Origin of the sequence: Brevibacillus sp. HB2.2 (assembly GCF_013284275.1) — a bacterium.
Lineage (GTDB): Bacteria > Bacillota > Bacilli > Brevibacillales > Brevibacillaceae > Brevibacillus > Brevibacillus brevis_D.
In genome coordinates, this window is sequence record NZ_JABSUV010000016.1 from 123,883 (window position 1) to 137,474 (window position 13,592).

Sequence of the window (13,592 nt, forward strand, 5' to 3'; positions counted from 1 at the left end):
TATTATACCTCACCATAGCAGGCAAGATGAGCGGTTTCCTCTAGAAAATGGTAATGACAGAATAGAGGAGTAACGGATGTGGGAAAAAGGTTAATTAGGTATACAGAAGAAATAGTAAATACGTATGGCAAGATTGAAAGCATAGCAAGTGACGAGGAGTGTTAAAAAGGGCAAAAAGTTGGGCATAGATAGACGTGTTGTACGAACGGGTATCTTGATAAAGAAAGGATGATTGGTTATGAAGACTTCTTCCAAAGAGAATGCGGTGTCGTTTTTGCAACTGGTAGCGTCGGGGAATGTGCGAGAAGCATACCAAAGATACGCGGGTCCGAATTTCCGCCACCATAATCCCTTTTTCCGTGGCGATGCTCATTCTCTCATGCTTGCAATGGAAGAGAACGCCGCAAAGAATCCGCATAAGATTCTCGAAGTGAAACGTGCCATCGAAGAGGGGGATATCGTTGCCGTTCATTCTCATGTGAAGCAAAACCAAGAGGATCTTGGGGGAGCTGTGGTCCATATCTTCCGTTTCCATAACGACCAAATCGTTGAATTGTGGGATGTAGGCCAACCTATACCGGCTGATTCCCCCAATGAGAATGGAATGTTCTAAAACATTAAGTACGGCAGCCAGTGCATTTGGCTGCCGGTTGTTTAACTATAGATGGTGATGGATATCCAGCACTTCCATTTTCACCATACCGCCAAGATGATGTGGCACGAGATCAGACAATTCTTTTAGCGCCATATGGAATTCATCGATTCTTGTTTCATCTACTAATTCCATACAGAGGAATGCATTTTTCGTGTTTTCTGTTAGCATCGTTCTCTGAGCTTCCCGCCAATTCCAGCATCTGCATATGGCACCGTCATCATCTTTATAAACAATTTCCCCTTCATATGGCGAAGCATTTTCATCCTGTCCCAATGGGAGAAACGGTTCGTTGCCATTTGCTTGCGTTAGCCGAATATCGCCAACAAAAGTGTCGATATCTTCTCCACCACAGGGAAATCCATAACGCAAGGAAATGGAATTATAGATGTCGACAAGCGGGTTTATGGTTCCGATCGGATTGCCATTTTTCACTCTTTTTAATAAAGCTTCAATGGAACACCTTGCCCCTTTCTTGGTCTTGAATTTCTGAAAAGCTTCTCGCCAAACGGAAATGACAGGATTACTGCTAAATTCCTCCAGGCGTAAAAATTTGTGTGCTTCTTTTTCTGCCTCCCTCAGTAGCTTCTCGTATTTTTCAACGTCCCTACTTGAATTATCAATCCCCTGACATATCACGATGCCTATTTTTGCATGCGGAAATAACGACCAAAAATCATCTTCTATGATAAATCTGGACATAACCTATCTCTCCGTTTCATTTCATTGATTATGTTTTGGAGGGGCTCGCAAAGGCGGAGAAAATCCCGAGAGCAATATAGAAATAACCAGTGATCCGATTCATTACCTTTGAACTCGCTGTACTACCCACAATCCGCTTTCTCATACTTGCTGCGAGAACGGCATACAGACCATCGCTAATAAAAGCGAGGATAATAAATATCGTTCCTAACAGCAAAAATTGAACGGTGACTGACCCAGCAGTAGGTGCGATAAATTGCGGAAAGAAGGCTAAAAAGAAGAGTGCTGTCTTGGGGTTCATTACCTCCACAAGCGCTGATTCGTAAAAAATCTTTCGTAATTTTTTGCGAGGGGCTTTTGGAATTTCGGAAGTCGTGCTATCAGATTTTGAAAATAATGTCTTGCACCCCAAATAAATAAGATAAGCAGCGCCCAAGTATTTCACGATATGGAAGGCTGTTGCTGATGTCATAAGGATCGCAGAAACTCCGATTGCTCCAGCTAAAACATGAACCGAACCACCAAGAGACACTCCTAGAACTGATACTAGACCTGCTTTCTTCCCTTGATCAATACTTCTTGCCATGATATAGAGCACAGCTGGTCCAGGTATGAGTAACAATGTAGAAGCGGCAACGACAAATAGCCAAATAGTTGAAAACTCCATAAGAAGCAACTCCTTGTTGTATCTATAGGCTGATCACTTAAATAACTCTTTTCGTTGCTCACGCATCCACTGAGCAACCTGAATTTCCTCTTGGTCCTTTGATTTTTCAAGCTCTGTCACAATTGATTGATAATCGGTGTTGTTGCGATTTTGGCTCATTTTGGCTGCCCCTTGGATCGAGGTGATTTCAATTTCAAAACCAACGATTCCTTTCATTTCTTTCTCAAGCAATTCAGGATCAAATGTCTCCCAGAGCCGACCATTTTCTCGGTGAGATTCATAGTGTGTCAGCATCGTATCCAAAGCCGACTTGAGTTCCTCCTTCGTGAGAATACGTGCTGCCCCATACGCATGTACAGCGAGATAGTCCCATGTGGGAACCTGTTCATTCTCATACCAGCTTGACGAAATGTAAGCGTGGGGTCCTTGAAAAATTAGCAAAACATCTTGATTGTTATCCAACGTTTTTTTCTGCATGTTTCCGTATGCAATGTGCCCAGTCGCATAGATTTTCCCGTCCTCTTCACGAATTTCCAACGGGATATGTGTAGCCAACGGGCGATGTTCATCAACCGTAATCAATAGGGCAAACGGGTTAGCCTTCATCATTTGAACGGCCTCATCATGTTCCATACGATATAGCTTAGGAATGTACATAGGAACCATCCTTTCAACTTGTATTTGAACCAAGCTTATGATACAAACTGACATAAAAAAAGATACAATAACAAACAAATGTACATGTCAGGAGGGGGCAAATGAAAAATACCATTTTTACATTCAAGGATAGCTCTCCTAAATACAAACAAATCTATGAGAAATTTAAATCGTTTATTGAACAAGGCGACATAAAGGCGGATGAGCCATTGCCCTCCATTCGTCAACTCGCAGATTCCTTACATGTAAGCCGTAATACAACATTAATGGCGTATGAACAGCTTGTTGCAGAAGGGTATATTCGTGGAGAAGGCCGCAAAGGTTATTTTGTGAATGAGTTAGAGCCCGTTTTATTTCATGAGGCCCGCAGCTCTTCTACTCACAAGCAAACAGAGCCGGTACCCTCTGTTCGCATTGATTTTCGCGCAGACGTTGTCGATCAATCGCATTTCCCTTTAAAAACGTGGCGGAGGATTTCGAATCAGGTATTGATGGAAAAGGACAGCTTTCGGTACGGGGAACCTTTTGGTGAATGGGGCCTGCGTGAGCAGATTGCAGCCTATTTACTCCAGTCTCGTGGGGTGAGAACAGAACCAGATGCCATCATTATCGGCAGTAGTACCCAACAAATGCTGGTGTATCTCGGTCTTGTCCTGAAACATGATTTTTCTAGCGTGATTGTGGAGGACCCTGGTTATGATGGCGCTAGAAAAGCTTTTCAATTAAATCGTTTTACACTAGAAACGTTACCCGTTTATGAGACAGGTGCTGATTTTTCACACCTGGAACAAAAGAAGTCACAATTGATTTATGTGGCGCCATCCCATCACAGTCCATATGGGGTAAGTATGCCCATTCAGCAAAGGCACGCACTCATCCATTGGGCAAAAAATAGGCAAGGATATATTATCGAAGACGATTATGATAGTGAATACCGCTATACCCAACAACCATTTCCGGCTCTCGCTTCCATCGATTCAACGAGGGTTATTTATCTCGGAAACTTCTCGAAGTGCTTTCTGCCAGGAATTCGTTTAAGTTATATGGTATTGCCACAGCCACTGATCAACTGTTATAAAAATCAATTCGCACATTTCGAGAGCACCACTTCACTCCTTAGCCAATTCGCCATGGCGAAATTTATGGAAGAAGGGGAATGGAATCGCCATATTAAACGCATGCGTCTTGTTTATAAACGAAAAATGCAGCACTTCGTCTATGAATTAAGGAAGCATTTCAAACACCATATTTCAATCATTGGGGAGCAGTCTGGTCTGTACGTATTAGTCAAAGTACACCTGGAGCGTTCAGAAGAATGGCTCATTCAACAGGCTTCCATTCAGGGAGTTAAAGTCTATCCGACTTCACTCTTCTTCATTAAAAACAAAACGGAAGAACCGATTATTAAACTTGGTTTCAGTAATTTATCAACTGATGAAATCCAGCTTGGTGTGAAGCTTTTAAAAAAGGCTTGGTTACACAATGGCGGGTTTGGTAGCTCAAGCTTTTAGTCGCGAACAAACACCCAAGTTGGTAAGAGAAAAAAGAAGAAATAAGCGAAAGTCTTTGGGATACCAACCGAAGCGCAATGGAAAAAAAGAAACCTGCCTTTAGCGTCCACCTCTGAAATACTTCGCGGAGGCGCGACTTTGGACGCGGGTTTCTTTTTTTCCATGGAGCTGGGCAGGAATGACCCCATAGCAGGTAGCCCAAGAACTTGAGCGTTTTCTTCTTTTTTCTCCCCACCACCAAAGGCGCGATTTAGACCAAAACAATAAAGGCTCCCCTGAAAAATCAGCGAAGCCCTCGTATCCAACTGGCTACTTTGTTTCTCCCATTCTCTCCAAAGCACCATGCACAATTTTTCCTTTAAACATAACAGTAGCCCGACGAGATTTTCTCGCAATCGCTTCCGCAGAGCAGGAGCTTTCTGCAAACACGATGCTCGCCTCATCGCCAACCTTTGGCCATGCACGGTTGCCATCTTTATCGAGCGTTGTTTTTCCTCCAGTGATGAAGTACAACGATTGCACCAATGATTTCTCATCGACCCAACGGTAACGCTCGACCAGACGGTTTAGCTTATCCAGCATATCGCCTGTACCATATGGCGACCACGAATCATAGAATCCATCGTAACCAAGTGCGACTTGTACGCCTTTGGCATGAAGCATCGGAACAGGTGGCATTGCCCGATTAATCGGAACGGTTGTCATGATCATCGTTCCCAGCTGGGACAATCGATCTGCCATGTCCGAGGACTCCTCCATCGACACATCTCCGAGCGCAAAGGCATGACTGATCGCCATACGGTTCTGCCAGCCAGCTTCCTCGGTTAGATCAAGCAGTCTTTTGATCGTATAAAAGCCGAGTGTCCCTGGATCATGCAGGTGAATATCGACATCTGCATCTGCTTCCACCGCAATGTCCATCATTTCACGCAAGGAGCCTTCCAATTCATTATCAATCCCAGCCGGGTCCAAGCCCCCAACCAGTGTAGCGCCTTCCTTCATCGCTTGTCTCATCAAGGAGCTTGCTTGTGTGCGCAACAGCCCCTGCTGCGGGAAAGCAACGATTTCATACGTCAGACGATCACTGTACTCTTCTAGTGCTGCACGCACACCCTCCAGATTTTTCAGCCCGATGTATGGATCGATGTTGACGTGAGTGCGGACATGAGTGGCACCGCCTTTAATATGGAGCTGGAGCATCGCTTGTGCGCGCTCTTTGGTCGTCCCCGTCATCAGCGGCATTTCATTTGCTTCGAACTCCAAGCGATCAATCAGTTTTTTCGGAGGGAGGCAGGATTTCCAGGTTGCGCCTGCATACGTTTTATCCAGATGATTATGCTTTTCAACAAAAGAGGGGAGGGCCAATAAACCTTTTGCATCTTCTTGCGGTAAAGGGGTGTCGAGTGGCTCGGTCGCGGATACGATCTCTGCGATTCTGCCGTCTTCGATTTTCAAATGACAGATCTCCGAGATTGTGTGAAAGACACCGTCGTCTCCTGTTTCAAATCCTTTATCGAGACGGACGTTGGTTAACCAAAAAGCTTGTATCACTAGAAATCAGCCCTTTCTCTATCTTGCAAGTAGTGGATGAGAGTTCAGTCTAGCTGTCTCTCTTAATTGTAGTGAATATTTTGAACAAGGGTTTTCATCTTTTTTACTAGTTTTTGCATGATCTTTACGTATTGTATGGAATCTTGCCTGTTTTCGAAAAGGAGTAAAGATTGTGCAAATACACGTAAAGGTTTTGAAACAAATTTTACAGAATATTTCCTATAATAACGAAGGATACAACCGAGTGGAGAGGTCGGAACGAGAAAGAGTAGGGAGGATCATCATGAAAAAGAAAATAACCGCAAAATATGTCATCGGTTTTGACGGCGAAGATCATGTGATTATCAAAGATGGGGAAGTCGTTTACGAGAATGACACCATTTTGTATGTGGGGCACCATTTTGATGGCGAGGTAGATGAAGTAATCGATGCGGGCAATGCAGTAGTCAGTCCGGGCTTCATTGACCTGAATGCGTTGGGTGATATTGATCACGACATCGTACATTTGGAGCAAGCCTCTGCTCGAAACAAAAACATGCTCTGGTCGGAAGACTACTACCGTAAAGGCTACCATGAGGTAATGACCCCTGAGGAAGAGGCATTCAAATCCCTTTACGCCTATAGTCAACTGATTCTAAATGGAGTAACGACAGCGATGCCGATTACATCCGTTTTCTACAAGCGCTGGGCGGAAACGTATGAGGAGCTGGCAGCCGCAGCTGTTCATGCAGGGCGCTTGGGATTGCGTATGTACTTGGGGCCGAGCTATCAGTCCGGTATGCGTGTTGTGAAGGCAAATGGAGAGATCGAAGTACTGTGGAACGAAGCAGAAGGACAAGCAGGGCTGGAGCGGGCTGTCCAATTTGTCAAAGATTTCGATGGGGCTCACAACGGACTCATCCGTGGAATGCTGGCACCAGAGCGAATCGAGTCACAATCCGTTGAGAACCTGATGAACACAAAGCGCTACAGCGAGGAGCTCGGATGTCCGATCCGTCTGCACGCTGCACAAGGTCTCTATGAATACACGGAAATCCATCGTCGTCACAACAAATCACCGATTCAGTTCCTGAATGAGATCGGCTTCCTCGGAAAGAAAACAGCCATTCCGCACGCACATTTCATTCCAGGCTTTAGTAAAGCGAAATTCGGCGAGGGAGACGATTTGGCGATCCTGCAAGAGACAGGTACGACCGTGATTCACTGCCCGCTCGTAGTAGGCCGCCACGGTGAGGCTCTCGAATCGTTTGCTCGTTACAAGCGTCGCGGCGTCAACATCGCGATTGGAACCGATACGTTCCCGCCTGACTTCATCCAAAACATTCGCACAGCCAGCATGCTGTCCCGTTTGGTGGAAGGCGATGTTGCGGATTCCAGCTACGCGGATATTTACCGCGCAGCGACATTGGGAGGCGCACGCTTCCTTGGCAGAGATGATCTGGGACGATTGGCGCCGGGGGCAAAAGCAGATATCATTGCCATCGATCTGGACGGTTTCCACATGGGTGCGGTTGATGATCCAATCCGTACGATCATCACGTGTGGCTCAGGCCGTGATGTGAAGCTCTCCATCATCGCTGGGCGCACCGTGATGAAAGACCGTCTTCTGCCAGGAGTTGATCTGGAAGAGATCAGAGCGAAAGGACAGCGTTACTTTGACAAAATGCGTCTAGGCTACGTCGAGCGCGACTATCAACAGCTGGGCGAAAAAGAGCTGTTCAAGCCATCTTTTCCAATCGTGAGCAAACCATAGCTTGAATAAATAGAAGAAGCACAATCTGCTAGAAACGGCGGATTGTGCTTTTTCACTTACCGGATGAACCCGCCTTCGGAATGCATGATTTGTCCCGTAATCCACTCCGCTTCGTCACTAGCCAGAAAAGCAACAAGACGAGCTGCATCCTCAGGCTGTCCGATCCGTCCGGATGGAGATTGCTGCAAAAGGTAATGCTTGATTTCGTCGTTCATCCAGCCTGTATCGGTGGGTCCTGGATTTACAGCGTTGACCGTAATTCCTCTCGTGGCTACTTCGGCAGCAAGTGTCGTCGTCAGGGCATCCACGGCTCCTTTAGTTGCCGCATACGCGATCTCACCGACCATCGGGCCTTTGGACTGACCAGATGTCATGTTGATGATTCGGCCTCCGCGTTGTTGGGAGAAGCGACGTGCAAATTCCACACTGAGCATTGTGGTTGCCCGCACATTGATGGCATAATGTGCATCCAAACTGGCGATATCCAGCGCCTCGAAGCCGTCATTTGTTGAATAGCAAGCGTTGTTGACGAGGATGCTTGGAGCGCCCACTTGTGCTGTAGCTGCGTCGAGCACCTCCTTGTAGGCATCAGGCTGTGACAGGTCGATCTCGATCCCGGCGCATCTGACTCCGTAGCGTCTGATCTCTTCCTGCAAGATGGCGGGTTCATCCTTTTGAATCCCATGCGTCATGGATTGGTCATAGGCGGTCCAATACGTATGGAAAATATCGGCTCCGTGTGAGGCAAGTATTTTACAAATAGCAGCCCCAATCCCTTGAAGGCGGCTTGCTCCTGTTACGATGGCAATTTTTCCGTGCAAGCGAAGGTGCGTGGTCATACATATCCCTCCTCATTCTGTCACTATCCATTCCTTTCGGGATACCTATTCCTTTCATCCTGCCTGGCGAAGAAAAAATCGATCACGAAATTTTTGCGAAGTTTTCGCTAAATAACCAGAAATTGTAGAGGTAGGACAAACTTACGCTGGAAATCATGCAAAATTGTTGCTATTTTGTATATATAGGAAGTTTCAAATCGTGGTTTTCATACTAAGGGAGATGTAGAAGATGGAGTGTCAGTTAACAATTACCCGGACAGAACAGAAAAAAGAGAAACCAGCTTCTGACAAGCTGGGGTTCGGTGTGCATTTTACCGATCATATGTTCACCATGGATTATACTGAAGGTAAAGGATGGCATGATCCACAAATTGTCCCTTACTCTCCGCTGACATTGGACCCGGCAGCAATGGTGTTCCATTATGGACAAGCTGTCTTTGAGGGCTTGAAAGCTTATCGCAATCAAGAGGGCAAGGTACGCTTGTTCCGTCCTGATCAAAACTTCAAGCGTATGAACCGTTCGCTGGAGCGGATGAGCATGCCGCTGATCGACGAGGAATTCATGGTCGAGGCATTGAAACAGCTGGTGGCAGTAGATAAAGAATGGATTCCAACAGAAAGCGGACAGTCTCTCTACATTCGTCCCTTCGTAATCGCGACAGAGCCATGCTTTGGTGTGCGCGCTTCGCATACGTACAAATTGGTGATCGTTCTTTCTCCAGTTGGAGCGTACTATGCGGGTGGAATGAAGCCCGTGAAAATTTACGTAGAAAACAACTATGTTCGTGCGGTAAGAGGCGGAACAGGAAACGCAAAAGTGGCAGGCAACTACGCAGGCGGTCTGAAAGCACAAGTGGAAGCAAAAGAAAAAGGCTATGAGCAAGTGCTGTGGCTGGATGGTGTAGAGAACAAATATATTGAAGAAGTAGGCAGCATGAACGTGTTCTTCAAGGTAAAAGGGGAAGTGTGGACCCCGGCATTGAACGGCAGCATCCTGGAGGGTATCACGAGAGATTCGACGATCCAATTACTCAAGGACTGGGGAATTCCAGTCGTAGAGAAGCGGATTTCCATGGAAGACCTCCATACCGCTTATGTCAACGGTGAGCTGGAAGAAGCATTCGGCACCGGAACAGCTGCTGTTATTTCCCCAGTCGGTGATCTGAACTGGAACGGACATCAGATGATCATCAACGGTGAAAAAACAGGGGAACTGACCACGAGACTGTACGACGAGATGACAGGGATCCAGTACGGCGAGCGTGAAGACAAGTTTGGCTGGTCGGTAAAGGTGACAGAATAGTCACGCCAGCAATATAAGAGGCATAGCCTTCTCTTTTTCGGGAGAGGGCTATGCCTTTTTTGAGTTGGAGAAGGAGCACTCAATTTCGCGTGGGTACTGGTAAGTCCAAGTATTTCACCTCTTGACAGTGGTTATGTAAAATATTACCTTTTGTGGTAATACCACAAAGATTTGCTGTAGGACCAGCAATGCAGGGAGGGAAACATGACAATGGAGAAAAAAGGGGGAAAGAAGGAACGGTCGTCGGATCAAATTGAGAAGAAATTAATCAGAGCAATTTTGACCCGAGAGTATCCTGTAGGAAGTACGCTGCGGCCGGAACGGGAATTGGCAGAGTACTACGGGGTAGGCAGGCCAACCGTTAGAGAAGCACTGCAACGCTTGGAAAGAGATGGCTGGATCACTGTGCGGAAAGGACATCCGGCAATTGTTAATGATTATTGGCATCAAGGCAATATAATGACCCTAGTCCATATCATTCAAAACCACGACGATGTTACGGATGAGTTTATTTCGTACTTGCTGGAACTGCGGATATCGTTGGCGCCTGTTTACATTCGTAACGCAGTTGCTGCTCATCAGCCGAAGGTGGTCGCATTGCTTGCCAATCTCGATCAACTGAAACCTGATGCTGATTTTTATGCAGCGTTTGACTGGGAGCTACAGAAAAATCTGACAAGGCTTTCCCTAAATCCTATCTATTTACTGATTGTAAACAGTTTTGATTCCTTTTATCTAAAAATGGCGCGAAGGTATTTTTCCATCCCGGAACACCGCGAGGCATCTTGGCACTATTACCATGAACTTTTGAACGTCGCTTTACAAGGTGATTACATCGAAGCAGAGCGTGTAGCCAGAAAGGCAATGAAAAAAAGTTTGGAGTTGTGGAGAAACCGGACCGTGTTGAAACAAGACAAGTGAAGGACCACAAGAGGAGGGCGTTTTTGTTGAAGGCAAAGTTTCTGAAGGAATTCTTTACGTTTCCGGATATCCTCATCATGAGCATCCTATTTCTGATTAGCTTGTCTATCACTCTTTCTGAATGGTACGTGTTGAAAACATGGGTGGCGCTCGTGGCGGGGATGATTGGATATGCGGCAAGCGAATACTTGATTCATCGATTTCTCTTTCACCTCAAACCGCCTCGAAATCCATTTTTTCTCCAAATGTTAAAGCGCCTCCATTACGATCATCACACCGATCCCAACAACTTGCACCTGCTATTCTTGCCCGTGTGGTACAGCTTGCCGCTCATTGCAGGAACCGGAGCCATTTGTTATCTGCTCACTACCGACGCGATTGTCACCAATGCCTTTGTTACAGGCGTGATCGGATTTCTGCTATTTTATGAATGGTCGCATTATATCGCCCACCGCCCGTTTCAACCCATATCTCCATGGGGGCGCTGGATGAAAAAGCTCCATCTATGGCATCACTTCAAAAACGAACATTATTGGTACGGTGTTACCAGCCCTGTTTTTGACGTCATGCTGGGAACTTACAAGAATGAACAGGATGTCGAGAAAAGTTCGACCGTGAGGGACCTGGAAAGACGGTGGGACAAAGATGTTGAACTATAAATGTTCTCTCATGCACGGCCATCCCTTTTTGAGGGATGGTTTTTTATCTTCTTTACGTTTTCAAAGGTACCGATGAACCAACAAAGCTAGTGAGAAGAAAAAGCACAGGGCTCGCAGACCTTGACAAAGCCAGCCCAGTCGGAACTTAAAAAAGGGGACCACGCTTGTCGAACACTTCTTCCTCGAGAAACGTCCGCCCGTAGGGTGGCTTTGGCCCGACGGTCCCCTTTTTTAAGTGGAGACGTCCAGTGAATCTCCCATGCTGGCGTGTCAGAGTCGAAGAGACCTGTGCTTTTTCTTCTCCTCCACTATGGCGCAGGTAGCTCCAATAGAGTTATTTTTAACATTCAAAAACGACATAGTAAAGAAAGTGAAAAGAAAGGTAAAGATAATGAAAAGATTAATAGTGAGAAAATTAGTAATATTTAGTCATGTCATATTCTTTTCATTCTATCATCCAGAATAAGGGGGCATTCACAGTGAAGAAGAAGCACATGCTACGATCCATTCTCGCCCTGTCTGTCTTGGTTTCCACAGTCTTGACAGGCTGTGGTGGCAGTCAGACATCCAGTGGGACGAATTCCGCGCCCAACTCCAATCAAGCTTCGACTAGCCCCGCGTCTTCATCCGCCGCAGCGGGTGGAGGTGGTACCCTGATTATTGCGCGCTTGTCCGATGCCAATAATCTGGACCCGCATTTTAGTACCCAGATTAACTCCATGGCAGTGACGCAGCACAAGCTCTATGAAGGTCTGGTCATGATGGATCGGAATAGCGAGTACAAACCTCTTTTGGCAAAAGAATGGAAACAAAAAGACGATGTCACCTGGGAGTTCACACTGCGTGACGGTGTTACCTTCCACGATGGGGAGCCTTTTAATGCGGATGCCGTGAAGAAGACGATCGACCGCATTTTGGACAAAGACAATCCGACTCCTAAAGCAAACATGTTTGGCATGATTAAAGAAGTGAAGGTCATTGACCCACTGAAGGTAGAGATTATCTTACATTATCCGTTCGCAGGGCTCCTGTCCGTTCTGGCGAGTGCCGAGGGTGGCATCATCAGTCCGAAGGCGATGAAGGAATCTGGCAAAGAGTTGTCCAAGAAACCAGTAGGGACGGGGCCGTTCATCTTTGAATCATGGACACCTGGACAAGAAATCGTCTTGGTGAGAAACGAGAAGTATTGGGGAAACAAGCCGAAGCTGGAAAAAGTCGTTTTCAAGACCATTCCTGAGGACGCGACACGTGTAGCCATGGTGGAGACAGGGGAAGCTCATGTCGCAGAACAGCTACCGGTCACTGAACTGGAAAGGGTACAGAACTCGCAGAGCATGTCTTTGGGGCGATTCGAATCATTCGCGGTTGACCATATCGGGATGAACGTCAAGCAGAAGCCTTTTGATGATGTTCGCGTTCGTCAGGCCATCGCCCATGCGATTGATAAGGAAGCAATTATTAAAGGGGTTTATAACAATGTCGGAAAAGTAGCGATCTCGTCATTAGGGCCAAAAGTCATCGGCTACAGCCCGAATATTAAAACGCCAGACTACGATTTGAACAAAGCGAAGCAATTGCTCACCGAAGCAGGCTACGCCAACGGATTCAAGGCAACCATCTATCTCAATGACAACAAGGCACGGATCAATGTGGCAGAAGTGCTGCAATCCCAGCTGAAGGGAATCGGGATCGACTTGCAGATTCAAGTGATGGAGTTCGGCGCGTATTTGGAATTGGCGGCAAAAGGGGAAGCGCAAATGTTCATTAGTGGCTGGGGCAATGCGACCGGGGATGCCGATTACAACCAGTACAATCTCTTCCACAGCACGTCAGCAGGTGTGCCAGGCAACCATTCCTTCTACAATAATCCGAAAGTCGATGCGCTGATCGAGGCGGGGCGTAAGGAAAAAGATCCAGAGAAGCGCAAGGAAATCTACGCAGAGGCGCAGCAAATCGAGATGGAGGAGGTGCCGTTGTTGCCATTCCGCAGCAGTGAAAACCTCGCAGCCATTGCAAAAAATGTACAGGGTGTGTACATCAGTCCATCCGGGTACATTGACGTGAGCCAAGTCACGATTCAATAGCAGGAGCTAGAGACCTTCTCCACCAAATGGAGAGGGTCTTTTTTAGTAGATAAGTATTTATAAAAATCCATATCGACATCGAAGACTTTTGCCCTTTGGGTACGAAGGCTTCACCAAAAATCTTGGCGAAGCCAGTATTGTGGCTGCGGTGGGGAGAAGAATATTTCCAGTCTAGGCTCCAGGCTCCGTCCTGCTGGGGGCTAAGACTGTCAGCTCTGAAGGGATTTGCGGGGAAACGCAAAAGTGGTAGCCGCTACGTAGCCCGGGCACGTTGCGTTTCTTTTGCCCGCGAA

13 protein-coding genes are annotated in these 13,592 nt (G+C 46.6%); 7 read left to right on the forward strand and 6 right to left on the reverse strand.

The features are described 5' to 3' along the window. Nucleotides 1–238 precede the first annotated feature (238 nt). Complete coding sequence (locus HP401_RS14050; protein ID WP_173605433.1) at nucleotides 239–613, forward strand: nuclear transport factor 2 family protein; 375 nt, start codon at nucleotides 239–241, stop codon at nucleotides 611–613. Nucleotides 614–658: 45 nt separating this feature from the next. On the opposite strand, the gene HP401_RS14055 is transcribed toward HP401_RS14050, so the two are convergent. The 3 genes from HP401_RS14055 to HP401_RS14065 are packed head-to-tail and all read right to left on the reverse strand — an operon-like array spanning nucleotide 659 to nucleotide 2,678. Further along, nucleotides 659–1,354, reverse strand: coding sequence for a B3/B4 domain-containing protein (locus tag HP401_RS14055; protein ID WP_173605434.1), 696 nt, complete (start codon nucleotides 1,352–1,354; stop codon nucleotides 659–661). Between the two features lie 28 nt (nucleotides 1,355–1,382). After that, nucleotides 1,383–2,021 carry a LysE family translocator gene (locus HP401_RS14060; RefSeq protein WP_173605435.1) on the reverse strand — a complete coding sequence of 213 codons (639 nt, stop codon included), beginning with the start codon at nucleotides 2,019–2,021 and terminating at the stop codon, nucleotides 1,383–1,385. A gap of 33 nt (nucleotides 2,022–2,054) precedes the next feature. Continuing rightward, nucleotides 2,055–2,678 (reverse strand): FMN-binding negative transcriptional regulator, encoded by a 624-nt coding sequence (locus HP401_RS14065; protein WP_173605436.1) that lies wholly within the window; start codon nucleotides 2,676–2,678, stop codon nucleotides 2,055–2,057. A gap of 101 nt (nucleotides 2,679–2,779) precedes the next feature. Between HP401_RS14065 and pdxR the strand changes: the two genes are divergently transcribed. Continuing rightward, nucleotides 2,780–4,189 carry a MocR-like pyridoxine biosynthesis transcription factor PdxR gene (gene pdxR / locus HP401_RS14070; RefSeq protein WP_173605437.1) on the forward strand — a complete coding sequence of 470 codons (1,410 nt, stop codon included), beginning with the start codon at nucleotides 2,780–2,782 and terminating at the stop codon, nucleotides 4,187–4,189. Here the strand turns inward: pdxR and HP401_RS14075 are convergent. Then, a complete protein-coding gene (locus HP401_RS14075; RefSeq protein ID WP_173605345.1) occupies nucleotides 4,186–4,533 on the reverse strand; it encodes a hypothetical protein in 348 nt (115 codons plus the stop codon). The genes pdxR and HP401_RS14075 overlap by 4 nt on opposite strands. Further along, nucleotides 4,499–5,740: an amidohydrolase family protein gene (locus tag HP401_RS14080; RefSeq protein WP_173605438.1), complete on the reverse strand. Its 1,242-nt coding sequence runs from the start codon at nucleotides 5,738–5,740 to the stop codon at nucleotides 4,499–4,501. The genes HP401_RS14075 and HP401_RS14080 overlap by 35 nt, the downstream gene beginning before the upstream one ends. Nucleotides 5,741–6,023: 283 nt before the next feature. On the opposite strand from HP401_RS14080, the gene HP401_RS14085 reads away from it, so the two are divergent. Further along, the gene (locus HP401_RS14085) at nucleotides 6,024–7,493 is read left to right on the forward strand and encodes an amidohydrolase family protein (protein WP_173605439.1); all 1,470 of its coding nucleotides are present in this window, start codon (nucleotides 6,024–6,026) and stop codon (nucleotides 7,491–7,493) included. A gap of 56 nt (nucleotides 7,494–7,549) precedes the next feature. On the opposite strand, the gene HP401_RS14090 is transcribed toward HP401_RS14085, so the two are convergent. Further along, nucleotides 7,550–8,332 carry an SDR family oxidoreductase gene (locus tag HP401_RS14090; protein ID WP_173605440.1) on the reverse strand — a complete coding sequence of 261 codons (783 nt, stop codon included), beginning with the start codon at nucleotides 8,330–8,332 and terminating at the stop codon, nucleotides 7,550–7,552. Between the two features lie 229 nt (nucleotides 8,333–8,561). On the opposite strand from HP401_RS14090, the gene HP401_RS14095 reads away from it, so the two are divergent. From HP401_RS14095 to HP401_RS14110, 4 genes are all read left to right on the forward strand, one after another. After that, a complete protein-coding gene (locus HP401_RS14095; protein ID WP_012685307.1) occupies nucleotides 8,562–9,635 on the forward strand; it encodes a branched-chain amino acid aminotransferase in 1,074 nt (357 codons plus the stop codon). 204 nt (nucleotides 9,636–9,839) lie between these two features. Beyond that, a complete protein-coding gene (locus tag HP401_RS14100) occupies nucleotides 9,840–10,556 on the forward strand; it encodes a GntR family transcriptional regulator (protein ID WP_173605441.1) in 717 nt (238 codons plus the stop codon). Between the two features lie 26 nt (nucleotides 10,557–10,582). Then, nucleotides 10,583–11,215 carry a sterol desaturase family protein gene (locus tag HP401_RS14105; protein ID WP_173605442.1) on the forward strand — a complete coding sequence of 211 codons (633 nt, stop codon included), beginning with the start codon at nucleotides 10,583–10,585 and terminating at the stop codon, nucleotides 11,213–11,215. A 479-nt stretch (nucleotides 11,216–11,694) separates the two neighbouring features. Then, on the forward strand, nucleotides 11,695–13,299 hold the full coding sequence (locus tag HP401_RS14110; protein WP_173605443.1) for a glutathione ABC transporter substrate-binding protein: 1,605 nt from the start codon (nucleotides 11,695–11,697) through the stop codon (nucleotides 13,297–13,299). Nucleotides 13,300–13,592 lie beyond the last annotated feature (293 nt).